The 24,451-nt window shown below is 68.2% G+C and carries 23 protein-coding genes; 7 read left to right on the forward strand and 16 right to left on the reverse strand.

All coding sequences use genetic code 11. From position 1 onward, the window contains the following. Positions 1 to 23: 23 nt before the first annotated feature. Complete coding sequence (locus AB5I40_RS21020) at positions 24 to 1,001, reverse strand: helix-turn-helix transcriptional regulator (protein WP_370940232.1); 978 nt, start codon at positions 999 to 1,001, stop codon at positions 24 to 26. 62 nt (positions 1,002 to 1,063) lie between these two features. Here AB5I40_RS21020 and AB5I40_RS21025 point away from each other — a divergent pair, with 62 nt between their 5' ends. The 3 genes from AB5I40_RS21025 to AB5I40_RS21035 are packed head-to-tail and all read left to right on the forward strand — an operon-like array spanning position 1,064 to position 3,562. After that, positions 1,064 to 1,459 carry a DUF3224 domain-containing protein gene (locus tag AB5I40_RS21025; RefSeq protein WP_370940233.1) on the forward strand — a complete coding sequence of 132 codons (396 nt, stop codon included), beginning with the start codon at positions 1,064 to 1,066 and terminating at the stop codon, positions 1,457 to 1,459. 11 nt (positions 1,460 to 1,470) lie between these two features. Beyond that, the gene (locus AB5I40_RS21030; protein WP_370940234.1) at positions 1,471 to 2,589 is read left to right on the forward strand and encodes a winged helix DNA-binding domain-containing protein; all 1,119 of its coding nucleotides are present in this window, start codon (positions 1,471 to 1,473) and stop codon (positions 2,587 to 2,589) included. A gap of 22 nt (positions 2,590 to 2,611) precedes the next feature. Continuing rightward, positions 2,612 to 3,562: a squalene cyclase gene (locus AB5I40_RS21035; RefSeq protein WP_370940235.1), complete on the forward strand. Its 951-nt coding sequence runs from the start codon at positions 2,612 to 2,614 to the stop codon at positions 3,560 to 3,562. On the opposite strand, the gene AB5I40_RS21040 is transcribed toward AB5I40_RS21035, so the two are convergent. The 11 genes from AB5I40_RS21040 to AB5I40_RS21090 form a co-directional block, all read right to left on the reverse strand. Next, complete coding sequence (locus tag AB5I40_RS21040; RefSeq protein WP_370940236.1) at positions 3,559 to 4,170, reverse strand: formylglycine-generating enzyme family protein; 612 nt, start codon at positions 4,168 to 4,170, stop codon at positions 3,559 to 3,561. The genes AB5I40_RS21035 and AB5I40_RS21040 overlap by 4 nt on opposite strands. A 10-nt stretch (positions 4,171 to 4,180) precedes the next feature. Further along, positions 4,181 to 5,308 carry a uroporphyrinogen-III synthase gene (locus AB5I40_RS21045; protein WP_370940237.1) on the reverse strand — a complete coding sequence of 376 codons (1,128 nt, stop codon included), beginning with the start codon at positions 5,306 to 5,308 and terminating at the stop codon, positions 4,181 to 4,183. Beyond that, positions 5,305 to 5,637: a nitrite reductase small subunit NirD gene (gene nirD / locus AB5I40_RS21050; protein WP_370940238.1), complete on the reverse strand. Its 333-nt coding sequence runs from the start codon at positions 5,635 to 5,637 to the stop codon at positions 5,305 to 5,307. Before nirD ends, AB5I40_RS21045 begins: the two co-directional genes overlap by 4 nt. Beyond that, positions 5,634 to 8,138, reverse strand: a complete 2,505-nt coding sequence (gene nirB, locus AB5I40_RS21055; RefSeq protein WP_370940239.1) for a nitrite reductase large subunit NirB — start codon at positions 8,136 to 8,138, stop codon at positions 5,634 to 5,636. Before nirB ends, nirD begins: the two co-directional genes overlap by 4 nt. A gap of 1 nt (position 8,139) precedes the next feature. Further along, the gene (locus AB5I40_RS21060; protein WP_370940240.1) at positions 8,140 to 9,477 is read right to left on the reverse strand and encodes a nitrate/nitrite transporter; all 1,338 of its coding nucleotides are present in this window, start codon (positions 9,475 to 9,477) and stop codon (positions 8,140 to 8,142) included. Between the two features lie 26 nt (positions 9,478 to 9,503). Continuing rightward, on the reverse strand, positions 9,504 to 10,928 hold the full coding sequence (locus AB5I40_RS21065) for an FAD-dependent oxidoreductase (RefSeq protein ID WP_370940241.1): 1,425 nt from the start codon (positions 10,926 to 10,928) through the stop codon (positions 9,504 to 9,506). Continuing rightward, positions 10,925 to 12,961 (reverse strand): molybdopterin oxidoreductase family protein, encoded by a 2,037-nt coding sequence (locus AB5I40_RS21070; protein WP_370940242.1) that lies wholly within the window; start codon positions 12,959 to 12,961, stop codon positions 10,925 to 10,927. Before AB5I40_RS21070 ends, AB5I40_RS21065 begins: the two co-directional genes overlap by 4 nt. Before the next feature lie 115 nt (positions 12,962 to 13,076). Continuing rightward, entirely contained in the window at positions 13,077 to 13,874 is a 798-nt protein-coding gene (locus AB5I40_RS21075; RefSeq protein WP_370940243.1) for a TIGR02569 family protein, read from the reverse strand. 461 nt (positions 13,875 to 14,335) lie between these two features. Continuing rightward, positions 14,336 to 15,517, reverse strand: a complete 1,182-nt coding sequence (gene moeZ / locus AB5I40_RS21080; protein ID WP_182894351.1) for an adenylyltransferase/sulfurtransferase MoeZ — start codon at positions 15,515 to 15,517, stop codon at positions 14,336 to 14,338. Between the two features lie 98 nt (positions 15,518 to 15,615). Continuing rightward, positions 15,616 to 16,800 carry a DUF3152 domain-containing protein gene (locus tag AB5I40_RS21085; protein WP_370940244.1) on the reverse strand — a complete coding sequence of 395 codons (1,185 nt, stop codon included), beginning with the start codon at positions 16,798 to 16,800 and terminating at the stop codon, positions 15,616 to 15,618. Between the two features lie 80 nt (positions 16,801 to 16,880). Next, positions 16,881 to 17,867, reverse strand: coding sequence for an alpha/beta hydrolase (locus tag AB5I40_RS21090; RefSeq protein WP_370940245.1), 987 nt, complete (start codon positions 17,865 to 17,867; stop codon positions 16,881 to 16,883). 108 nt (positions 17,868 to 17,975) lie between these two features. Between AB5I40_RS21090 and AB5I40_RS21095 the strand changes: the two genes are divergently transcribed. Continuing rightward, complete coding sequence (locus AB5I40_RS21095; RefSeq protein ID WP_067585865.1) at positions 17,976 to 18,599, forward strand: TetR/AcrR family transcriptional regulator; 624 nt, start codon at positions 17,976 to 17,978, stop codon at positions 18,597 to 18,599. A gap of 4 nt (positions 18,600 to 18,603) precedes the next feature. Next, entirely contained in the window at positions 18,604 to 19,278 is a 675-nt protein-coding gene (locus AB5I40_RS21100; protein ID WP_370940246.1) for an alpha/beta fold hydrolase, read from the forward strand. A 1-nt stretch (position 19,279) separates the two neighbouring features. On the opposite strand, the gene AB5I40_RS21105 is transcribed toward AB5I40_RS21100, so the two are convergent. From AB5I40_RS21105 to AB5I40_RS21115, 3 genes are all read right to left on the reverse strand, one after another. Beyond that, positions 19,280 to 20,860 (reverse strand): hypothetical protein, encoded by a 1,581-nt coding sequence (locus AB5I40_RS21105; protein ID WP_370940247.1) that lies wholly within the window; start codon positions 20,858 to 20,860, stop codon positions 19,280 to 19,282. A gap of 163 nt (positions 20,861 to 21,023) precedes the next feature. Then, positions 21,024 to 21,926, reverse strand: coding sequence for an alpha/beta fold hydrolase (locus AB5I40_RS21110; RefSeq protein ID WP_370940248.1), 903 nt, complete (start codon positions 21,924 to 21,926; stop codon positions 21,024 to 21,026). A gap of 34 nt (positions 21,927 to 21,960) precedes the next feature. Then, positions 21,961 to 22,869, reverse strand: a complete 909-nt coding sequence (locus AB5I40_RS21115) for a diiron oxygenase (protein ID WP_067586114.1) — start codon at positions 22,867 to 22,869, stop codon at positions 21,961 to 21,963. A gap of 101 nt (positions 22,870 to 22,970) precedes the next feature. On the opposite strand from AB5I40_RS21115, the gene AB5I40_RS21120 reads away from it, so the two are divergent. Then, complete coding sequence (locus AB5I40_RS21120) at positions 22,971 to 23,750, forward strand: TetR/AcrR family transcriptional regulator (protein ID WP_370940249.1); 780 nt, start codon at positions 22,971 to 22,973, stop codon at positions 23,748 to 23,750. A 14-nt stretch (positions 23,751 to 23,764) separates the two neighbouring features. Continuing rightward, positions 23,765 to 24,088, forward strand: a complete 324-nt coding sequence (locus AB5I40_RS21125) for a DUF4873 domain-containing protein (RefSeq protein ID WP_370940250.1) — start codon at positions 23,765 to 23,767, stop codon at positions 24,086 to 24,088. A gap of 86 nt (positions 24,089 to 24,174) precedes the next feature. Here the strand turns inward: AB5I40_RS21125 and AB5I40_RS21130 are convergent, their stop codons facing one another. Then, positions 24,175 to 24,405, reverse strand: a complete 231-nt coding sequence (locus AB5I40_RS21130) for a DUF3107 domain-containing protein (protein WP_009072973.1) — start codon at positions 24,403 to 24,405, stop codon at positions 24,175 to 24,177. Positions 24,406 to 24,451: the final 46 nt, after the last annotated feature.

Here is a 24,451-nt window from a genome sequence, read left to right on the forward strand (position 1 = left end):
CCGGCGAAGACGCGCCGTCCAGGTCACTCATACGTCTGCCCCATCTCCCGGATCGCCGCCGCCAGTTCCGTCCGCAGGTCCTCCGGCGCGAGCACCTCCAAATGCGGTCCGAACCGCAGCAGCTCGCCGATCGCCGCTTCGCCCGGTTCGACCGGGAGATCGATCGTCAACCATCCGTCGCCGTCCGGTTCCGCTCCGGCGGCGACTGCCTCGCGAAGCGCCCGGGCGCCGACGCTGCCCGCATAGAACGGTACGAGAGCTTGGGAGCGCGGCGAGAGGCGCACTGTCGCCTTTCGGGGGTACATCCGGCGTTCGAACTGCTCGGACCACTCCTGCCAGTAACCGGCGAGGTCGAATTCCGCCGGTCGCTCGAACTCCTCGCCGAGGTCGGTCAGCTCGTGGATGCGCGAAATCCGGTAGGTGCGATCGGTCCCCTCGCACCGGGCGGCGAGGTACCAGTTGCCCGCTTTGAGGATCAGTCCGAGCGGTTCCAGCACCCGTTCGACCTCGCGCTGGCCCCACCGTTCGTACCGGACGCGGATCCGCCGCGCGGACCACACCGCGTCGGCGACCGCGGACAGGGTCGGCAGGCTTTCGATGCCGCGATGCCAGCCGGGAACGTCGAGGTAGAACCGTTCCGCGACGCGGCCGGCGCGGCTGCGCAGCTCCTGCGGCAACGCCGCGTACAGCTTCAGCTGCGCCGCCGCCAGCACGGTGCCGAGCCCCAGCTCAGCGGCCGCTACCGGCAGCCCGGCCAGCGCCAGCGACTGGGCTTCGTCCTCGTTGAGGCCGGTCAGCCGGGTCCGGTAGCCGTCGACGAGCTGGTAACCGCCGCTGCGGCCGCGGTCGGCGTACACCGGGACGCCCGAGGCCGACAGCGCGTCGATGTCCCGGTACACCGTCCGGACCGAAACCTCCAGCTCAGCGGCCAGTTCCTCGGCGGTCATCCGGCCGCGGTTCTGCAGCAGGAGAAGCACGGTGAGCAAACGGCCGGCACGCATGCGCCAAGTATGACTGAAATACCTGACACAAGATGGCAGGTATGGATGATTGAGTAAGCGGCATGAACACGTTTGGCATGACGAAGTGGGAAGAGCACGTGGCGAGCGGCGAGGAGGGCGGCCCGCGCGTCGCGTACGTGCACGCCGCGATGGAGTACTCGGGCGTCATCCAGGGTGCGGCCACCGGCGACTACCTGCTGTACTACCCGGGCGAAGGCTACGACGGCGGCGCGACCACGTCGCCGGGCTACGACCGGTTCGAGGGCACTGTCGACGGCCGCCGCGGCACGTTCGTCGTCCGTCAGGAGTGGGGTTTCGACCCGAAGAGCATCCGCTCGACATTCGAGGTCGTGCCGGGCTCCGGGACCGGCGAGCTGGCCGGCATCAGCGGCTCCGGCACAGTGCACGGCGTGCTGGGCGAGCCGACCGTGTCGTACACCTTCGACTACCAGATCTGAGGGAGGCCGGGATGCTGGAGGTGTCGCGCGAACAGGCGCTGGCGTACCGGATCGCCGAGCAGGGGCTGCACCGCTCGGTCGCCGATCCGTACGACCTGCCGCTGCTGGACCTCGGACTGCAGGACAGCATGCGCGACACCGCGGCGCTCTCCCTGACCGCGCGGATGCCAGACCCGGTCACGCCGGAGTCTCTTGTGGACGATTCGCGGCTCGCCCTGGTGTGGTCGCACCGGGGCGCGCCGCATTTCCACCGGCGCACGAATCTTTCCGAGCTGACCGCCGCCTTGGTACCGGTCGACGAGCCGGACGCGCTGGCCCGGATGTTGTGGCAGAAGAAGGACATCCAGGCTGCTGACGTGTCCCCTGTGGACATTATCTTCACCACCGCGCGGGCGATCCGCAAAGTGGTCACCAAGCCGATGACCAAGGGCGTAGTGAGCGGAGAAATCACGAAGCTGTTGCCGCCCGCGTACAGCCGGTGGTGCCGTCCTTGCAATACGACGCACGTCCATGAGCAGCTCATGCGAATCGCCTCCCTGCACGGCGGTGCGCGGCTCGAAGCAGGACAGTCTCCGGCGACGCTCGCTCCGCTGGAGGATCGCGGACGGATGTCCACGCGTCCGGTTCCGGCGGCGGTTTCACGGTTGATTGAGCAGTATCTGCGCTTCCACGGACCCGCGACGCAAGGCGATTCGGCGGGTTTTCTCGGCACCGCAAAGACTTCCGTAAGCGAGACCTGGCCTGCCTCGCTCGCCGAGGTCAAAGTGGACGGACGACGGACCTTCATCCCGGCTGACCGGTTGTCCGCGTTGGAGAACCCGCCGTCGGCTGCTGGAGTACGCCTGTTGCCGCCGCTCGATCCGTACACGCAGGGCCGCGACAAGGGCGTACTCGTGCCGGACAAAGCGCGGGCGAAAGAGGTGTGGAAAATTCTCGGCAGTCCCGGTGCGCTATTGGTCGACGGCGAGATCATGGGCACCTGGCGCATGAAAGCGTCCGGCAAACGGCTGGCCTTCACGCTCGCCGAATTCGATCCGCTCCGCCGCTCAGACCGCCAAACCGCGGAGGACGAGGCGGCCCGGGTCGCGTCCGCACGGGGCTACCAAGACTTTTCCGTGACGTGGGGTTGACCGGCGGGCTAAAGTCCCTGACGTGCTGAAATGGCTGCTCGACTCAGACCCGACGCTGCGCTGGCAGGTCGAACGGGACTTAGCGGACGCGCCGCCCGAGGTCTGGACGGCCACCCGGCACAAGATCGCGACCGAGGGCTTCGGCGCGCAACTCCTCGCGAAGCAGGACCCGGACGGACAGTGGGCCGGTGGCGCGTTCTTCCCGGCGGAGTTCACACCCGGCCCGGACACCGGACAGCCGTGGACGGCCACCACCTGGTCGCTCAACATGCTGCGTGAATGGGGCCTGGATCCGGCGGTGCTGCGCGCTCGCCGGACCGCGGAATTGATCGCCGAGAATTCCCGGTGGGAATACCACGATTTGCCATACTGGGACGGCGAGGTCGACGTCTGCATCAACGCCTGGACCCTCGCGAACGGCGGCTGGCTCGGCGTTGACGTCTCGAAGCTCGCTCATTGGTTCCCCGAGCATCAGCTGGCCGACGGCGGCTGGAACTGCGAATGGGTCGACGGGTCGAAACGCTCGTCCTTCCACTCGACGCTGAACGCGGTGAAGGGCCTGCTCGCCTACGACATCGCGACCGGCGGCACCGACGAGACGCACGCCGCCCGCCGTGCCGGTGAGGAGTATCTGCTGGAACGCCGTCTGCTGTACCGGCTCTCGACCGGTGAGCAGGTGGCGTCGTGGGTGGATCATTTCGCGTATCCGGTGCGGTGGCATTACAGCGCGATCAACGCGGTCGAGCACTTCCGCGAAGCCGCCATTGTCGACGACATTCCGCCCGACCCGCGGCTCGCCGAGGCGGTGGAACGGGTTCGCGCCGCCCGGCAGCCGGACGGAACCTGGCTGCAGGACGGTCGGCTCAACGGCGACATGTGGTTCGAGGTCGATGTCCCCGCCGGACAACCCTCGAAATGGCTGACGCTGTACGGCACCCGGATCCTGTCCTGGTGGGACTCCGCACAGTCCTAACTGGACCGCGCGATACGGAAGCCGACATCGTCCACCCGGAAGGCCGGGTGGCTCCGGCGGCGCACCGACACCCGGACGCTCCAGTGTTCGTCCGCCCAGCCGCCGCCCTTGAGCACTCGATACTCGCCGTAGACCGCCGGATCGTAGAGATCCCAGCACCAATCCCAGGTGTTGCCGAGCAAGTCGTAAGCGCCCCACGCATTCGGACGCTTCTCACCGGACCGATGCAGCCGGCCGCCGGAGTTTCCCTCGTACCAGGCGATCTCGTCCAGGTCGCCGTACCGAGGGCCTTCGGTGCCAGCGCGGCAAGCGTGTTCCCATTCGGCTTCAGTAGGCAGCCGGTAGCCGGAAGCGGACCGATCCCACTCCACCTCGTCGCCGATCAGGTACGCGGGCGGCAGTCCGTCGCGTTCGGACAGTGTGTTGCAGAACCGCACAGCGTCCAACCAGGACACCTCGACCGCGGGCAGATCTCCGCCGCCGTTGTATTGCTCCTGGGTGATCGGGATCGCGCCCAGTTCGAACGCGGGCACGTCGGCTGTCCAGCTGCGTTCTGTCCGCCGGTCGGTGAGTCTCACCGTTCCCGCCGGAATGGAAACCATCCGCACCAGGCCGAGGTTAGCCGATCGGCGCCGGGGTGTCGCCGGGATTCACCGCCAGCCGATAGCCGCGCTTGACCACCGTCTGCACTACTCCGGTACCGCCGAGGGAGGTCCGCAACCGGCCGATCGCGGTCTCCACTGCGTGGGCCTCGCCGCCCGACGGAAGCTCCGCGGACAGCTCTCGGCGCGCGACGACCCGGCCAGGTTGTCGGGCGAGCGCGCGCAAGAGCGCCATCGGTGCGGGAGCGATCTCGCGCCATTCGCCGTCGACCAGTGCGCCGGTGCCGCGGACCTGCAGCACATGACCTGCGGCGTACAGCGTCGGCGAGGCTGTGGCCAAGGTGTCGGCGACGGTTCGCGCCAACGCGCCGATCCGCGACCGTCTCGGTTGGACAGTCGGAATACCCAGCGAGGCGAGCGGCCCGGCCGCAATCGGCCCGACGCACGCCACGACCACCCGGTTGCTCAATACCTCGATCAGCTCACCGAGCCGGCCAGTCCGCCGCGCCATCGCGACCGTCGAAGCAGCGGCGGGCGCGCTGGTGAACGGCAGAGCGTCGATCGTTCCTTCCAGTACCGCGTCCAACAGCCGGTCGAGCGGTCCTGGATCAGCCGGAGCCACCCAGCGGTACACCGGGATCTCGATCACCTCGGCGCCCGCCCGCCGAAGGGCCTCCGCGAAGTACGGGAGCGGTTCGCCGTGCAGCTGAAGCGCGATCCGCCGTCCGTCCACTCCGGACTTGGTCAGGTACTGCAGCAGCTCCGCGTTGCTCTCCGACGCGGGCGAATAGTCCTCCGCCAATCCCGCCGTCCGCACCGCTCCGGCGGCCTTCGGACCGCGCGTCAGCATCGACGCGTTCGACAGATGGTCGAGCACCTTCTCGCCGAGGCCCCAGCCTTCCGCAGCCTCGATCCAGCCGCGAAAGCCGATCCCGGTCGTCGCCACCACAATGTCCACTGGGGACTCCAGCAACCGCATCGTCGCCGCGTGCAGCTCGGTGTCGTCGGCCAGCGGCACGATCCGGATGGCCGGTCCATAGCGGACGGCAGCACCCTGGCGCACGAGCAGCGCGCCCAGCTCTTCAGCTCGGCGCGCTGCCGTGATTCCTACCGTGAACCCGGCCAGTGGCCGGACGTCCGTCACGGTGATCCCACCTCGATCACCCCGTCCCGTACGCGAACCGGGTACACCGGCACCGAAACTCCTTCTGCGTCCAGGCAAGCGCCACTGCGCAGGGAGAACCGTTCTTTGTAGACCGGCGACGCGACCACCGGCTCTCCCCCGGCGTCGCCGACAATCCCGCGTGACAGCACAGCCGCACCACTGCACGGGTCCCAATTGGACAGTGCGTACCAGCCGTCGCCTGCGTGGAACACCGCGACTTGGTGGCCGTCGACCAGCGCGGTGGCTCCGGAGAACTCCGGGATGTCCGCGGCCGCGCACACCGCGGTCCAGGGTGAAGTCATGGTCATCGCCGCACCTCCGGAACTCCCAGCAACACCGGGATCCGCTGCTCCCGCTCCTCGCGGAACGAAATCGACGGATCCGGCGTCCCCGGCGCGTTCACGAACGAACTGAACCGCGCCAGCTTGTCCGGATCCTCCAGCACCCCGCGCCATTCGTCGGTGTAGCCCTCGACGTGTTTCGCCATCGCCGCGTCCAAGTCCTCGCAGATGCCGAGGCTGTCGTCCACGATCACCGCGCGCAGGTGGTCGAGCCCGCCGTCCAGTTCCTCGATCCACGGTGCCGTGCGTTGCAGCCGATCCGCCGTGCGCACGTAGAACATCAGGAACCGGTCGATCGTGCGCACCAGCGTTTCCGTGTCCACATCAGACACCAGGAGCTCCGCATGCCGAGGCGTCGCGCCGCCGTTGCCGCCGACGTAAAGGTTCCAACCATGTTCGGTGGCGATCACACCGAAGTCCTTGCCGCGCGCTTCAGCACATTCCCGGGCACACCCGGACACTCCGGCCTTGATCTTGTGCGGAGAACGCAGCCCGCGATACCGCAGTTCCAAGTCGATCGCCAGCCCCACACTGTCCTGCACGCCATACCGGCACCACGTAGAGCCGACGCAGGATTTGACTGTGCGCAACGACTTTCCATACGCGTGCCCGGACTCGAAGCCCGCGTCGACCAGCCGCCGCCAGATCTCCGGCAACTGGTCCACAGTGGCCCCGAACAGGTCGATCCGCTGTCCGCCGGTGATCTTCGTGTACAGCCCGAAGTCCTGCGCGACTTGCGCGATCACCATCAGCTTCTCCGGCGTGATCTCCCCGCCGGGAATTCGCGGCACGACCGAATAGCTGCCGTTGCGCTGCATGTTCGCGAGGAACCGGTCATTCGTGTCCTGCAGCGAGGCCTGCTCGCCGCCGAGGATGTGCCCGTTGCCCAGCGTCGCCAGGATCGACGCCACCGCGGGTTTGCAGACCGCACAACCGGTCCCGGTGCCGTACCGGCTCACCACCTCGCTGAACGTCGTCATCTGCGTCGCCCGGATGATCTCGAATAGCTCCGCGCGCGACTGCGTGAAGTGTTCGCACAACGCCTTCGACTGCTCGACGCCGCACGCGTTCAGCAGCTTCGCGAGCATCGGCACGCACGAGCCGCACGAGGTTCCCGCCCGCGTGCACGCCTTCAGCTTCCCGACCGAATCGCAGCCGTCCTCGGTGATCGCGCGGGTCAACGTGCCCTTGGAAACCCCGTTGCACGAACAAACCTGCGCCTCGTCCGGCAATGCATCGACGCCGACCGCCGCGCCGCCACCGGCCGGGGCGAGCAACGCGCCCGGGTCAGCAGGCAGCGGACGACCGACCAACGCGCGCAACGTGTTGTACTCCGCGGCGTCGCCGACCAAGACCCCGCCGAGCAGCGTCCGGCCGTCGTCGGTGACCACGAGCTTCTTGTACGTCCCGGCCACGGCGTCGTTCACCGCGACTTCGAGCGCTCCTTCGGTGGCCGCGTGCGCGTCGCCGAAGCTGGCGACGTCCACGCCCATCAGCTTCAGCTTCGTCGCGGTGTCCGGTTCGGGGAAGCTCGCCGTGGTGCCGGTGAGCTGCGCCGCGACCACCTCCGCCATCGCGTATCCCGGCGCGACGATGCCGTACACGCGGCCTTCGACGGCCGCGCATTCGCCGATCGCGTAGACCGCCGAGTCACTGGTCCGGCAGGTCGCGTCGACCAGCACGCCGCCGCGCTCGCCGACGTCCAAACCGGACTCCCGGGCCAGATCGTCCCGAGGCCGGACACCGGCGGAGAAGACCACCAGGTCGACGTCCAGCTCCGTGCCGTTGCCCAGCCGCGCCAGCAGCCGCGATCCGTCGGCCTCGATCGCGTCGGTGGAAGTTCCCGTGTGGACAGTCACGTCAAGGTTCGCGATCAGCCGTCGCAGAAGCCCGCCGCCGCCATCGTCGACCTGCAACGGCATCAACCGCGGGGCCATCTCCACGACGTGCGGGGACAAGCCCATGTCCCGCAACGCCTTCGCCGCTTCCAGGCCGAGCAGACCGCCGCCGATCACCACGGCCGCCCGACGACCACGTCCTTGCCGTTCAGCCGCCGCACGAATGGCGTCGAGGTCTTCGATCGTCCGATACACGAAGACACCCGGCAGGTCCCGGCCCGGAACCGGCGGCACGAACGGACGAGAGCCGGTAGCCAGCACCAATGAGTCATACGGCTGCACGTGTCCGGCCGCCGTCGTTACCGTCTTGGCTTCGCGATCCACCGAAACGACGACCTCGCCGAGACGAAGCTCGACCGCGTCGTCTCCGGCGTAATCCGATCCCGGCAACGCCAACGCCGCCGGATCCCAACTGTCCACATAGGAGGTCAGCGCGACCCGGTCGTACGCGGGACGGTTCTCCTCGCCGAAGACGACAACCCGCCATTCACCCGCCGCGTCTGCCGCGCGAAGTGCCTCCACGAACCGGTGCGCGACCATTCCGTGCCCGGCGACCACCACTGTAGGCATTTCAGACCTCCGCTCCTGCCAACGCCACCTGCGCGCGCACCGCCGGCTTGCGCAAGTAGCCGAACCACGTCACACCCACGCACACCGCGTAGAAGACCAGGAATCCGACGAACGCCGGAACACCGCTGTGCGCGGTGGCGAACGACTGCCGGAACGCGAGGTTGATGAACAACCCGCCCAGCGCGCCGATCGCACCCGCCAAGCCGATCAACGCGCCGGACAGGCGGCGAGCGTTCCGCAATTCCGTCGCCTCGTCCGCACCGGCCTGAATCGCCGCCCGCGCCTTCACCTGGAAAATCGCCGGGATCATCTTGTACGTCGACCCGTTGCCGATTCCGGTGAGCACGAACAAAACGATGAACGCGGCGGTGAACGTCGCCAGCGAGTCAGCCGAGGAAGCCAACACCAGCGCCACGGTCGCCAACGCCATCGCCCCGAAGGTCGCGAAGGTGACCCGGCCGCCGCCGATCCGGTCCGACAGCCACCCGCCGATCGGCCGCGACAGCGAGCCCAGCAGCGGACCGAGGAAGGTCACCGCGGCCGCCTGCAACGGCGTCCGGCCGAACTGGTTCTGCAACACCAAACCGAAGGCGAAGCTGTAACCGATGAAGGAACCGAACGTACCGACGTACAGCAGCGACATGACCCAGGTGTGTCCATAACGGACTACCTCACGCATCGCCTTGGTGTCACCGCGAACGCTGGCCAGGTTGTCCATGAACAACGCGGCGCACGTCGCCGCGATGACGATCAAGGGAAGGTAGATGTAGAGCACCAATCGCGGCGCAGTCGCACCAGCGGTGCCGATCACGAGGAGTCCGACAAGCTGAATCACCGCGACGCCAAGATTTCCGCCACCTGCATTCAGCCCGAGTGCCCAGCCCTTGTGCCGTTCCGGATAGAAGGTGTTGATGTTCGTCATCGACGAGGCGAAGTTTCCTCCGCCGACCCCGCCGAGCGCGGCCATCAGCACGAATGTCCCGAGCGAGGTACCCGGGTGCAACACGATCGCGGTCAGCACAGTCGGGATGAGCAGCAGCAGCGCGCTGATGACCGTCCAATTGCGACCGCCGAATCGCGCGACCGCGAAGGTGTACGGAATGCGCATGATCGCGCCGACCACCGTCGGCGTGGAGACGAGCAGGAACTTGTCCGCCGCGCTGAATCCGTAAGCCGGGCCCATGAACAGCACCACGACTGACCACAATGTCCAGATCGAGAAGCCGATGTGCTCGGAGAACACGGAAAACCACAGGTTGCGCCGGGCGACGCGCTTGCCGGTCGTCTCCCAGAACTCGTCGTCCTCGGGATCCCAGTGCTCGATCAGGCGGCGGGTCATGGCGTCCTCCTCGTTACCGGGGGCGGTCATTGCGCGGCCAGCCAGTCCGCGACCGCGCCGACCGTGGCGCGGCAGCTGCCGCATCCCGTGGTGGCGCGGGTGGTTCGGGCGAGTGCGGCAGCGTCGGTGGCGCCACCCCGCCAGGCTTCGATCAGCCGGCCTTTGGTCACCGCGTTGCAGCGGCAGATCACTGTGGACGACGGAAGATCGGCCGGGCTCGCCGCCGTCGGCGCGCCCGCGGGCAACGCGCGGCCGAGCAGAACCGCGAGGCGGTCTTCGGGAACTGGCGTGCCTCGGTCGTGCAGCTGCGTCACGGTCGCCGCCGCGTCCGGCAAGCCGAGCAGGATCGCGCCGGTCACCCGATCGCCGCGAACGACGAGCTTGCCGTACCGGCCGCCGGACGGATCGTCGAAGGTCACGACCTCTGCAGCGGCGTCCTCGCTGGTCACCTGCGTTTCGCCGAGGGCGGCGAGATCGATGTCGCGGGCTTTGAGCCGGGTTACCGTGCGAGTGCCGCGATACCGCGCCGTGGCGTCCGCACCGGTGAGCAAGTCCGCCAGCACGGCAGCCTGCTCCCACGCGGGTTGCACCAAACCCGCTGGTGCGCCTGGGTGGCGGGCGCAGTCGCCCAGTGCGTGGATCCGACCGTCACTAGTCCTAAGTAGATCGTCGACCAGGATGCCGCGGTCCACTTCGAGCCCGGCGGCTTCGGCGAGCGACGTCTCCGGACGCACCCCGGCCGCGACGACCACAAGGTCAGCGGGGACGAAGCTGCCGTCGTCGAGCTTCAAGCCATCGCCGGGAAGGTGCCGGGCGGCCGTTACCTCGAACCGGAATGTCACGCCCAGCTCCGCCAGCCGACGCGCCAGCACTCGGCCCGCGCCGGAATCCAGTTGCCGTTCCAGCACATGCGGCTGCGGGTGCACCACTGTCACGTTCGCTCCGCGACCGGCCAGACCTCGTGCGGCCTCCAGGCCAAGCAGCCCGCCGCCTAGTACCGCGACCGGTGCGCCCGGACGTGCGGCGTCCACGATGCGGGCACAGTCGTCCAGCGTTCGGAACGTCACGACCTCCGGCCCGAGTTCGAGCCCTTCGACCGGCGGCAACCAAGGCGCGGCCCCGGTCGCGAGGACTACTGCGTCGTAAGGGAAATCCTCGGTCTCGGTACAGACGACCCGTCGCGCCGGATCGATTCGCGTCACCCGTGTTCCGAGCCGGAGGTCTACCCGCTTCTGCGCCGCCCACTCGGAATCGTGCAGCCGCACCGTTTCCGGGTTCATCCCGCCAGCGACCACAGTGGACAGAAGTACCCGGTTGTACGCGGGATGCGGCTCTTCGCCGAGCACCGTCAGCCGTACGCGGTCCGCTTCTGGGTCGCGCCGCCGGATCTCGTCCGCGAGCCGGGCACCGGCCATTCCGTATCCAATGATGACGACGTTCCGCGCGCTCATGCTTCCGCCCTCGCCAACGACACCGCGCACACCTTGAACTCCGGCATCCGGCTCACCGGGTCGAGCGCCGGGTTAGTCACCAGATTCGCTCGCGCCGCACCGGGAAAGTGGAACGGCATAAAGACCAGATCCGCCCGCATCGACGACACGCACCGCACCCGCGCGACCGTCTCCCCGCGCCGCGACCGCACCACCGCGTGATCGCCGTCGGCCAGCCCGGACCGCGCCGCAGTGTCCGGATGAACCTCGACGAACACCTCCGGCACGACCGCCGTCAACTCCGCGATCCGGCGAGTCTGTGCACCGGATTGGTAGTGCTGCAGCACTCGACCGGTCGTGGCCTGCAACGGAAACACCTCGTCCGGCAGCTCGGCGGGTCCACTGTGGTCAACTTCCGCGAACCGCGCCCGTCCGTCAGGGTGGGCGAATCCGTCGAGAAACATTCGCGGCGTGCCCCGGTGTTCCTGGTCCGGAACCGGCCAGTGCAACGCTTCCCCGGACCGCAACCGTTCGTAGGTCACCCCGAAGTAGTCCGCGGCTCCGCCTTTCGACGCGGTACGCAGTTCCTCGAAGACCTCCGTCGCGTCGTCCGGGAACCTCTCCGCTGGCTGTCCCATTCGGACGGCGAGTTCCCGCAAGAGCGCCAGATCGCTGCGTACTCCGTCGGGCGGTTCGATCGATCGCTGCCGCAGCAGCACCCGGCCTTCGAGGTTGGTCAACGTGCCCTCCTCCTCGGCCCATTGCGGCACCGGGAAAACCACGTCGGCCAGTTCCGCGGTTTCCGACAGCACGAAGTCCGCCACCACGAGAAGATCCAGTTCAGCCAACCGGTCCTGCACGCGAGCCGACCGTGGCGCGGACACCACCGGATTGCTTCCGAACACGAGCAACGCCTTGATCGAATCGCCCAGCTCATCGAGCAACTCGACCGCGGACCGTCCTGACCCCGGCAAGCTTTCCGTTGGTACGCCCCAAACTCCGGCTACGTACGCCCGCGCCGCCGGATCGTCGATCTTGCGATACCCCGGCAGTTGATCCGCCTTCTGCCCGTGCTCACGTCCGCCCTGGCCGTTGCCCTGACCGGTCAGACAGCCGAACCCGGATCCGGCCCGGCCCGGCAATCCCAGCGCCAGCGCGAGGTTGATCCACCCGCCGACTGTCGCGGTGCCGGACGCGTGCTGTTCCGTCCCGCGCCCGGTAAGCACATACGCGTTGGCCGCCCGCGCCAGCATTTCCGCCGCCCGGCGCTGATCCGCCGCCGAGACGCCGGTCACTCGCTCGACTCGCTCCGGCCACCAGGTCGCGGCAATCCGCCACATCTCGTCGAACCCGGCCGTTCGAAGATCCACATAGGACTTGTCCAGGTACCCTTCGGCGACGACCGCGTGCAGAATTCCCAACGTCAGCGCAAGATCCGTTCCCGGCGCGGGTGCGAGGTGCAACGCGGCGCGTTCGGCGGTCGGGGTGCGGCGCGGGTCGATGACGATCAATTCCGCGCCGTCCAGATGCTGCATGAACGGCGGCATCGTCTCGGCCGGGTTCGCTCCGGCGAGCAGGACTACGTCCGCGCCCGCGAGATCGGTTACGGGGAAAGGAAGTCCGCGGTCCACGCCGAACGCGCGGATTCCGGCCGCGGCGGCGGAGGACATGCAGAATCGGCCGTTGTAGTCGATTTGCGCCGTTCCGAGTGCGATTCGGGCGAATTTCCCGAGCAGGTAAGCCTTTTCGTTGGTGAGACCGCCACCGCCGAACACCGCTACCGAGTCCGCGCCATATGTCTGTCGCGATGCTTGCAGGCGAGCCGCGACGAAATCCAGTGCCTCGTCCCAGGAAACCGGCTGCAGTTCACCGTCTCGCCGGAGCAGCGGCGAGGTCAGTCGTGCGCCGGACTTCAGGAGCGAACCGGCGGTCCAGCCTTTCTGGCACAGCCCGCCCGCGTTGACCGGGAAATCCCTTGGGGTGACCCGGGTCTCAGCCAGGCGCATCCCGCACTGCAAGGCGCAGTACGGGCAATGTGTGTCGACGTGCGGCACAAGCGCTCCTCGGGTCGGCGATGACCCGACGGTAAGGACGCTGTGTTACCTCAATGTGCCGGAATGTTTCGAGGAGTTGACATTGCCCGCCGTCACAGCGGGGGCGCGCGGTGAGTCAGAGGACCGCGCTGACCTCGCGGGCGGCTGCGCGCAGGCCGTCCAGAGCGGCGTTGGTGGAGCGGGGGTCCAGCGCGTGCGAGGCCAGGCGGAAGAGGATGGCACGCAAGAGGAGCTGGGGCCATTCGGGGAGATGCGCCCAGCGTTCGAGGAGGGCTCCGGTGGCTCCGCCCCAGATCAGGGAGTCGACGGCGGCGATGGCCGCGCCCCATTCGCCTGGGCGGTAGTACGGGACGAAATCGACTACGCCAGGGGCAGCGTCGCCGTCGAAGAGGAGACCGGCCAGGAGTTCGCCGTGGGCGACCTGGTACGGGAGTTTGATCGGGCGGCGGGCCGGGGCGAGGATTTCGAACCAGCGGCCGCCTTTTTCCTCAGGGAGCGGGCGGTCTTGTTCTTCCCAGGCGATTCGGTCGGCGATCGCGTCGCGGTCGTCGCGGGAGGAGAGGAAGTCTGGGCGGGGCAGGTCCGCGGTGACTCGGTGCAGTTTGACTGCGGCCAGGATGGATTCTTCGCAGCGGTGTTCGGTGGCGCCTGGAAGGTATCGCCAGGCTGACCAGTCGCCGACTATCCAGCGGCCGTCTCTTGAGCGGACTGGTTTGGAGATGCGCAGGCCTGGGTCTTCGGCGAAATCCAGCGCCCGGGCGGTCCATAGGGCTTGGGAGCGGTCTTTGACGCGTTTGAAGACTACGTCGTCGCACTGCCAGGATTCGGAGTCCGGGAGGAGGGTGATGGCGTCGGCGTCGCTGCCGAACGCGGAGCAGACGCGTTCGGAGGGACGTTCGAGGGTTGACCGCACAAAGGGGGAGGTTACCCCGGTCCGGTTCGAGTTCCTGGGGAGACTCGCTGGTCATCGGTGGTTTCTTGGGCGAACGGCTCGTCGCCTGGCGGCGACATTGCGCCCGAGTTGGGGCCCCCACCCCGAAGCTTGATTGTCCTGACGGTTCGGGGGTGCTTGTCAAGGCGGGAAAGATGCCTTGACAAGCACCCCCGAACCGCAGAGAAGGCTTCATATCGGGGTGCGGGGGAGGGCTGGGTGCTTTGCACGTTGGGTGCACCGGCTGCGGTTGGTGCGCGGGGCTTGGGTGGGTGGTCGGCGTTGGGTTCGCGGCTGCGGTTTGCGGGTTGTGAGGGGAACCCTGAGGGAATCAGATTCCCTCAGGGTGGCCCTCACGTACGTTTACCGGTGCCAGAAAGCCGTGAAGGGCTCCTTGAGGGAATTAGATTCCCTCAAGGAGCCCTTCACGGACTCGTCTTTGCTCAGTAGGTCGGCAGGCTTGGGTCGATCTGCCGTGCCCAGGCCAGGACACCGCCGCCTAGGTGCGTGGCGTCCTTGAAACCGGCTGCGTGCAGCGCGGCCAGCGCCTCCGCCGAACGGGCACCCGACTTGCAGTGCAGGACGATCGGCTTGTCCTGCGGCAGCTCCGCCAAGGCCTCACCAGAAAGGATGCGGTCCTTCGGGATCAGCGTGGCGCCCTTGATGTTGACGATCTCGTACTCGTGCGGCTCGCGGACGTCGATCAGGGCGAAGTCCTCGCCCGCGTCGAACTTGGCCTTGAGTTCCGCGGGAGTCAGGGTGCTGCCGGAGGCGGCCGAAGCGGCTTCGTCCGACACGACGCCGCAGAAGGCTTCGTAGTCGATCAGTTCCGTGATCTTCGGGGTTTCCGGGTCCTTGCGGATCTTGACCTCGCGGTACTTCATCTCCAGCGCGTCATAGGAGATCAGCCGCCCGAGCAGGGGCTCTCCGATGCCGGTGATGAGCTTGATCGCCTCGGTCACCATGATCGAGCCGATCGACGCGCACAGCACGCCCAGCACGCCGCCTTCGGCACAGGACGGGACCATCCCGGGGGGCGGCGGCTCGGGGTAGAGATCCCGGTAGTTGAGACCCTTGCCGTTCGGGGCGTCCTCCCAGAAGACGCTCACCTGGCCTTCGAACCGGAAGATCGAACCCCACACGTACGGCTTGCCGAGCAGCACCGCGGCGTCGTTCACCAGGTAGCGCGTGGCGAAGTTGTCGGTGCCGTCGAGGATCAGGTCGTACTGCTCGAAGATCTCCAGCGCGTTCGCCGATTCGAGGCGCTCGGTGTGCAGGTGCACCTTGACCAGCGGGTTGATCTCGGCGATCGACTCCTGCGCCGACGCGGCCTTGAGCTTGCCGACGTCGGACTGGCCGTGGATCACCTGGCGCTGCAGGTTGGATTCGTCGACGACGTCGAAGTCGATGATGCCGAGCGTGCCCACGCCGGCGGCCGCCAGGTACAGCAGCGCCGGGCTTCCGAGGCCGCCCGCACCGATGACCAGGACCTTCGCGTTCTTCAGCCGCTTCTGTCCGACCACCCCGACGTCCGGGATGATCAGGTGACGGCTGTACCGGGCCACCTCTTCCTTGGTGAGCTCGGCTGCCGGCTCGACGAGCGGCGGCAGTGCCGTGTCTGACATCGGGTCCTCCATACTCGCGCGGGTCGCGTAGTCGATCCCAGTATCCCCAACGCGCGCTGGCAAGAGGGACTTCCCTGCTCCCAGATGGTGAGACTCTGTTACTGGCCCGGCGGGGTCGGGTTCGGCCACGCGTTCGGCTTGCACACGTGATGGTCCGCGGCGACCTTGCCCCGGTCGCCGCCGGGGATGTTGTTGAGCATCGCGACGTAGTCGTCGTTCACGCCGAACGACTGCTGCATCATCACCGGCGCGGGCTGGTCGTTTCCTGGGCAGCCCACGTGGTTGTTGCCCAGCGCGTGCCCGACCTCGTGGTTGATGGCGTACTGCCGGTAGCCCGTCATGTCCGAGCCGTAGACCTTCGCGCCGCGCACCCACCGCGACAAGTTGATCAGCACCCGGCCCATGCTGCGCCGGTAACAAGACGCTTCGAATTTGATCTGGAACCCGCACGCGTCCGGCCGGTGCGTGGTGTCCGGCGTGGTGAGGCTCACCCGGAAACTCGGGTTCGGATAGCTCGCGTCGACCCGCTGCAGCCGGATCTCGCCGTTCCACGTCCAGCTGCGCGGATCGGACAAAATGCCCTGCACCGCGGTGCCGAAGCTGTCGTCGCCGGCGTAGCTGGCCGGGTCGATGCCGTCCTCGACCTCGACGGTGTAGGTGTAGAGCTTCCCGGACTTGCCGACGACGTCGCCGGATCCGGACAAGGGCACGACGTGCCAGGTGCCCTTGCCGGTCTGGGTGAAATTGCCGCCGTTGGGCAGGTCAGCGGTGGGCACGTTGAGGTTCACCGGCTGCGCGGGGTTCTCCGGGATGCCACCGCCGCCGTCGATCGCGCCCGAGGACGAATCTCCGGACGCGACCTCGCCGCTGCTGCCCGCCGTGCCCGCGTCGGACGGGCCGGAGGCGGTGTTGACCGCGACCAGCACGGTGATCACGGCCAGGATCGGCAGCGCGTACACGCGCCAGCCGTAAGTCTTCACGAACCGGGCGAACGGCGACTGCTTCTTCTTCGGCGCCGGACGCTTCTCGGCGTCGTCCTTGGGTTTCCAGGCGGCGGCGAGCGGCTCCGCGCTGGTACGGCGTCCGCCCGGCCGGTATCGGTCCTCGCCGACGCGCTGCGCGGGCTTGCGCGCGGGCCGGTACTGGCCGACGCGCGGGGAGTCGGACTCCGGATCGCTCGAACCGGAAGAACCGGACGACCCCGAAGACCCTGAACGCCGGGCCGACCCGGCGGTCGGGCCCCGCCGGTCTTTCGCTCGCGCGTCCTGCTTCAGCCGGTCCACCGATCCAGGGTGCCACACGGCGGCGACGTTCCCGGCAGCGACTGGCGGGCTCCCCGGCGACGAGTGGTCCCCCGTTCGGGCTACCAGGTACCCCGGTCCGCGCCCTCCCACAGACCGAGCACGGCCCGCGCGACCACCTGCGGACGTTCCATCTGGGCAACGTGTCCGGTGCGCGGGAGGACCAGCATCCGGGCGTGCGGAATCGTCTGCGCGGTCCGCAGCGCGCGCTTGACCGAGATCACCCGGTCGTGGAGTCCCCAGACCACCAGCGTCGGAGCCTGGACCTGTTTGGCGACCGACCACAGCGACCCGGCGCCGAGCGCGGTCCAGCGCCGGAAGATGCCGAACGTGCTGCGCTCCATCGCGGCCAGCGCCCACGGGAAGCCGGCGCGCGCGGCGTGCTCCTCGACCAGTTCGTCCAGCCGGGCGTCCGGAAACCGCGACGGATCGTGGAAGCACAGCTTGATGACCTGCGCGGCGCGTTCGCGGGCGGTCATCCCGGCCATCCGGCGGCGCACCCGCGCCCCGACCACCGGGAGGTAGGCCAGCGCCATCAGCGGATCGGACAGCCGGCGCGGGTCCGGGCGGCGGTCCGGCATCGCCGGGGAGATCAGGGTGAGAGTTCTCACCAGCTCCGGCCGCCGCGCCGCGACCAGCAGCGAGATCGCGCCGCCCATCGAGTTGCCGAGCAGATGGACCGGCTTGCCGATCCGCTCCAGCCTGCCCGCGATGACCTCGGCGTGGTCGTCGAGGCTGTACGCGAACCCGTCCGCCGGTTCCGAATAGCCGAATCCAGGCAGGTCAACGGCTTGTCCGGGCGCGGTCGGGGCGAGCAGCGCGGCGAGGTCGGTCCAGTTCGTGGACGATCCGCCGAGCCCGTGCACGTACACCGCGGGCGTGCCGTCGGGACCGGGCGTGTGCCGGATGTGCAAGCCGTCTTCGACCGTTCCCGGCCAGGCTGGCAGCGCCCCGTCGAGCGGCGGAAGGGGCGTAGTCGACAATGGCACGTGGGTCACCGGCGGGCGGACCGCCGCCGCGGCCGTGGGGCGGGAGGTCGTGGTCGTCACGAGTCCAGGATGCCTGACCCTTGGCATTTCGGGCGTACCCACGAGTAATGTCAGGTTCACTTCACGCGGTGGTGAACCCGCCCGGCGAAGGCTGCGGACGGAGGAAGAATGACGGAGATGGCGCGACTGCAACGAGGCGTCCGGTTGCCAAGGACCGAGCGCCGGGCCCAGTTGCTGACAGCCGCGCAGCGCGTCTTCGCCGAGCACGGCTACCACGCGGCGGCGATGGACGAGATCGCCGAAGAGGCCGGTGTCAGCAAGCCGGTGCTCTACCAGCACTTCCCCGGCAAGCTCGACCTGTACATCGCGCTGCTGGAAAGCCACGTCGACGACCTCGTCGGCCGCGTGCAGGGCGCGCTGAACTCCACCAGCGACAACCGCCAGCGCGTCCCGGCCACGGTCGGCGCGTTCTTCGACTTCGTGAACAACGACGCGGGCGCGTTCCGCATGGTCTTCGAGTCCGACCTGCGCGGCGAGCCCGCCGTGCAGGAGGCGGTGGACCGCGCGACCTCGGCCAGCGTCGAGGCCATCACCGAGACGATCACCTCCGACGCCGGTCTTGACGAGGAGAAAGCTCGCCTGCTGGCGGTCGGCCTGGTCGGGATGAGCCAGGTCAGCGCGCGCTACTGGCTGCAGCACAACCAGTCGATGAGCCGCGAGGACGCCGTGGCGCTCACCGCGAACCTCGCCTGGCGCGGCATCGGCGGCGGTTTCCCGCTCAAGGACAACTGACTCCGTGCCCGTCGTGGCGGTGCCGGGCACGCTTTGCAGCCCGCGAATCTACGCACCGCTGGCCGCCGCGCTGCCGGAGGAACTGGACGCGGTCGACTGGATGACCGCGCCAGGTCCGTGGCGGATCGAGGACATCGCGACGCGGGTCGCCTCGCGGATTGAGCAACACGGCAGTCCGGTCACGCTGATCGGACACTCGACCGGCGGCTGCATCGCGGCGGTCGTAGCGGCCACCCGGCCCGATCTGGTGTCCGGGCTGCTGCTCGCGAACACCGGCGCGCACATGCGCGGCCACGGCGACGTCGACCGGATCCTCGCCACGATCGCCTCCGCCTGGGGTCCTGACCTGCACGCGGGCGTGCTCGACCGGTCCTTCGCCGTCCCGTTGCCGCCGGATCTGCGTGCCGAACTGCTCGCCTACGCCGCCAGCATCCCGGCCGAAGCCGCGCTGGAAGTCCTGACGAGCCAACGGGATCTGGACCTCACGCCGCGGCTGGCGTCGATTCGCTGCCCGGTCACGGTGCTGCACGGAATTCACGACCGGGCCCGCACTCTCGCTGACGCTCAGCACCTCGTCGACCATCTGCCGGACAGCGAACTCGTCACCGTCGAGACCGGGCACTCCCCGATCTGGGAAGACGTCCCGGCCGCCGTCGCCGCCCTCGAACGGCTCCGCTAGCTCACTCGCGCGGTTTTCGCTGGCGTGGCACCGATCTGGCTGCCCCGGGCAGTTCGACCAGCAGCTGCTCGAGATGGTCCGGCAGCGCGCCGCGCGGATCGGTCAGCCAGGCGTCGGATTTGCTTCGCCGGGACGGTTGTTCCCCGTCGGACAACAAGGCGACGTAACAGCCGTAGTCGATGGCGAACCCGTCGTAGAGCGTTCCCGGCCGCTTTCGGCTGACGATGCCGCGCCGCACCAAATGGACGAGCCGGGCGTCGTACAGATCGCGCATCGCCGGATCGTGGGCGCCACCGGTGTGTTCGAGCAGGAAAGTGCGGGAACGCCGACGGCCCACCACCTCGTCGACGAGCCACCGCAGCAGCGTCAAAGCTGGTTCGTTTCCGGTGATCGCGGCGTATTTGTCGCGCAGATACCAATCTTGCGCTGCCTGCCGCACGTGCCGGATCCCGATGGTCGCGGTGTTCGCGTGCTGCGCGGCCAGCGCGGCGATGTTGATCGCGTCCCGGGGCACGCCTTCGGCCGCGCGCACGAGTTCGGGAAACGCGGTGCGGCTGAACGCGGTGGCCACGAATTCCGCCGGATCGTCGGTCACCGGCATCCGCGGTCGTACGTGATTGAGGAAAAGCTCGGCGAAAAACTGCCTCGACTGGCTTCGGCCGTGGTCGAACAGGAGCACGTCGTCGAAGCTGACCGCCGAGGCCGCGTCCGCGCCGACCTCGATGCCGACGTAGTCGCCTTCCCGTCCTGGTTCGCGGAACCGGGACCTGCGTTCCATCGCCGCGATCTTGACCGTCGCCCCGCGCGTCGGGAGCACGCTGCGGCGCAGCAGATCCGCCAGCAACGGTTGCAGCTCAAGGGGAATCGAACTCCACTCGTCCAGCAGCAACCACAGCCGAGCCGGTGCCAGCGCCGCCGTGATCCGCGCCAGCGCCCGGCTGAGCGGCCCGAAGATGACCTGGTGATGCTCGATTCCGGTGCGCCGCAACCGATCCGAAGCCGTCACCGAATGCCGGCTGCTCCCCGACATCGTCACCTGACCGCGCGGACCACCCGGCCCCCAGGACGCGGAAGCGCCCGCGCCAGTTGACTTCTCCGCGGATCCCCCGACGGTCGTCTCCCGTTCGACATTGCCGACGACCTCGACCGTCGTCGCCGCCTCGGTCAGCTCGTCCAAGCCCTGCAGCAGGTCTTCCTGGTCCGAAACCCTGGTCTCGATCGCCGTGGTCAGCAGCTGCTCGTGCACCGCTTCCAGCGTGTCGACCAGCAGCTGCGTGCCGCGAAGCGATACCGGCAGCTGCTGATTCGCGTACAGGCCACTAGTGGAACCGATCGTGCGCAAATCCAGATATACCGCGACATCGTGGGTCTCTTCGACCAGATCGGCCAAGTACAGCAAGGCATGCGTCTTACCGGTTCCGCGGCGGCCGTACAGGATCTGATGATCCGCGGAATGCAGCATCGCCGAGAACGACCCGGCCACCACGAAGGTTTTGGCCAGCGTATGCCGGTCCACGCTTTCCGCTCGCCGGGAAATCGCCATCAGGCTCCGGTTGACGTGCGCGCTCAGCGGCTGGCCCATGCCCGTCCTGTTCCGTCGGCGACATCCCAGCCACCCAGCGTGACATCGCCGGGCGGCCGGGAACAGCCGACAGTCAGGTACGAGCGCGAAAGAGGCGAACGCGCACGGTTACGAATGTGTGGCTCTCGTGAGTGTTTATGCCGGTTCTCACCGGCAAAAAGACTCACGAGACGCGCAACAAGGCTCCGATCCGGGTCGCGACTTCTCCCGCCCGCTCCTGCGGCAGCATGTGCCCAGCACCGGGAAAACGGACAAACTCCGCGTCCGGCAGCTCCTCCGCGATCACCTTCGCGTGCGGAAGCGGGCAAAGCCGGTCCTTCTCCCCCGCCAGCACCACGGACGGGGTACCGCGCAAAGTCGCCAGCGCGACGCGGCGGTCATGCGTCGAAATCGCGTCCTGGAACGCGCCGAGGCTCGCCGGATGCGCGCACAACAGCTGATCCGCCACGAGCCGCAGATCCGCGCGGCGCGGGTGGTCGCCGAAAACGAGGAACCGCGCGCCCGAACGCACCATCGCCGGGCTCAACGGCAGCCGCTCGCCCTTGCGGTGCGACAACGCTTTCGCCAGCCGACGTTCGAACCGTGCGGAGAACTGGCCCGCCATTCCGGGCAGCCCCAACGTGATCCGGTCCATCTGCCCGGACGACGTCGCCACGAACGCCGTCCCGACGACCCGGTCGCGGACCAGTTCGGGATGCCGCTCGGCCAGCGCCATGATGGTCATGCCGCCCATCGAATGCCCGGCGAGCACCAGCGGACCTGAGGGCACACGGGCCGCGATCAGCTCGGCCAGATCGTCGGCCAGGCGCGGAATCGTCCCGGTTTCCTTGGTGGCGGCCGCGGAACCGCCGTGTCCGCGCAGGTCGTAGCGCAGCGTCCGGACGCCAGGCCCGAGGTGGTCCATGACGCCGTCCCACGTGCGGTGGTCCTGTGTCCAGCCGTGCACCAGAACCAGCGTCACGGCGGCATCGGCCGGGCCGCTCAGTTCGACGTGCAGCGCACAGCCGTCGCTGGTCACGAACCGATGCTCACGGGCGGGATTGCGGAGCCGCTCAACGGTAGTCATTTCGCCTCCGCGGGAAAAAGTACGTCGGCGGTAGTCACTTGCCCTCCGGAAGCAGGAAAGACTTGCGCCAGAACGGTTTCCCTGGCAACCCGACCAGACCGGACTCCTGCAGGAACGGCATGATCTTCTCCCCCGCCCAAGCGATCGTCGCGCGCCAGTGCGGGTTGTTCAGCGCCGTCTCGACACCCTCGCGCGGCCGGATCCCGACCGCCTTGTAAACGTTCGGGTTGATGAACGCCCGCGTCACGAAGTACGAGATCAGCGCGATGCTGAACTGCTGGTAGGCGACCTCCGCACGGCCGAGTTTCGCCATCCCGCGAGTGACTTCCTCACGGGCGAAGGTGACGTGCCGCGCCTCCTCCAGCACGTGGATCCGGTTCACCATCCGCACCAGCGGCTGGATCTCCTCGTCGTTCATCTGCTCGCGCTGCAGCCGGTCGAGCACCTCCTCGGCGACCAGGATCGCGCCGTAGCGCGCCGGGCCGTAGGAAATGGTCGGCATCAGCTTCGCGAACTGCCGCAGCACCGGCACCGGACCGTAGGTCGGGCAGCCGATCCGCGCGGACATCCGCGCGAACATCGTGGAGTGCCGGCATTCGTCGGCGATCTCGGTGAGCGCGAACTGCGCGTGCGCCGTCGTCGGGTCCTGTTCGTAGACCTCCTTGAGCAGCATCTGCATCAGGAGGATTTCGAACCACAGCCCGGTGGTCGCGATGCTGGCCATCTCGTGTTTGCCCAGCTCGATCCGCTGCTCCGGGCTCAGCCGGTCCCAGAGCGGGGTGCCGTACAGCGACGAGCGCTCCGGCAGGATGTACCGCTTGCCCTCCACGAGGGGCGCGTCCCAGTCGATGTCGACGTCCGGGTCGTAGAACTTGTTCGCCGCCGACTTCAGCAACCGCTGTGCCGTCGCCTCCCGGTCGGTCACCTTGAGCGTCCGCGTCATCATCAGCCCCTTCCAGCGCCTGACTCGCCGTTGAATCGAGAAGCCGCGTCCCGCTGTCGCCGCAGAACATGTAACCTGCGGTAACAGTTACCTCTGGTAGCATGACCTTCGTGATCGAACGTGTCAAGCGCTCCAGCAAGCAGTCCGGCAAGCAGGCAGCCGACACCGAACCGAGCACCGGGGACGCCCGCCGCGACCGCTGGCGCAAGCACCGCATCGCCCGCCGCGCGGAGTTCGTCGAGGCCGCTCTGCGCGCGCTCGACGCGCACGGTCCAGACCTCGGCATGGAGGACGTCGCGGCGGAAGCAGGCGTCACGAAACCCGTGCTGTACCGGCATTTCGAGGACAAGGCCGACCTGTACGTCGCACTCGGCCAGCGCGGCACGGAGATCCTTTTCGAACGGCTGATCCCGGCGATCAACGCGGAACTCGCGCCGGTGCCTCGGATCCGGATGGCGCTCGACTCGTTCTTCGGCGTCATCGAAGAACACCCGAACCTGTACCGCTTGCTGGCACACGGCGGACTGCCGGGCAAAACCACCGATTCGGACGTCGTCGCGGAGGACAAAGAGGTCATCGCGACCGCGCTGACCGCGCTGCTCGGCGACTACATGCGGATGTTCAACATGGACTCCGGCGCGGCCGAACCGTGGGCGCACGGGATCGTCGGCATGGTCCAGAGCACCGGCGAATGGTGGCTGGACCGGCGCTCGATGGGCCGCGATTCGGTGGTCGAGTACCTCACCCAGATCATCTGGGCGGCGATCGACGGGCTCACCCGCCAGCAAGGCGTGGTGATCGACCCGAACCTGCCGCTCGAGGAGAACAAGGTCGTCCAGCTCGGACGCACCGAAGACGAGTCGGACAGCGACGCAGGCTGACGAGAGGACCCCGGATGAGCGACGACGAAGACGGCTACACGGGCTCGGCGACGCTGGTCGTCGACGGCACGGAAATCACCGCGGACGTCGATCTGCGCGGCTATTTCCAGCCGATCGACGGGTATTACCACTGGTACGGCCGCGTCGCCGCGGACCCGAAGCTGGCCGAGACGGTCGGCGGACGCAAGAAGGCCTGCGAGGTGCGGGTCGGCGAGCACACCGCCGAGGGCGAACTGTCCGATCCGGACCCGTGGGGCCGCTACCGGCTCACCGGCACGTCCACGCCGCCGTTCGCGGTCCCGAAGACGCTGGCCGAGGTCGAAGAGGCCACCGCCTGACCGGTCCCCAAAAGTCGTGAAGGGCCCCTTGAAGGAATCAGATTCCCTCAAGGGGCCCTTCACGGACCTCTGAAGCTCGGCTGGGCTCAGTCGCCGACGCCGAAGCCGACCTTGCGGACGTCGGACGGGGCGATCTCGACGTATGCGATGCGGTCGGACGGGACCAGGTACTTGCGGCCCTTCTCGTCGTTGAGGCGGAAGAGCCCGTCACCGGCCGTCAGGGCCTCGGCGACCAGCTTCTCCACCTCTTCGGGAGTCTGGCCACTGGACACCACCAGCTCGCGCGGCGTGTCCTTGATGCCGATCTTGACCTCCACGTGGGACCTCCGCTGAAAACTCGTTGTGACTACGCCCGGCAAGGCT

The organism is Amycolatopsis sp. cg13, from assembly GCF_041346965.1.
GTDB lineage: Bacteria > Actinomycetota > Actinomycetes > Mycobacteriales > Pseudonocardiaceae > Amycolatopsis.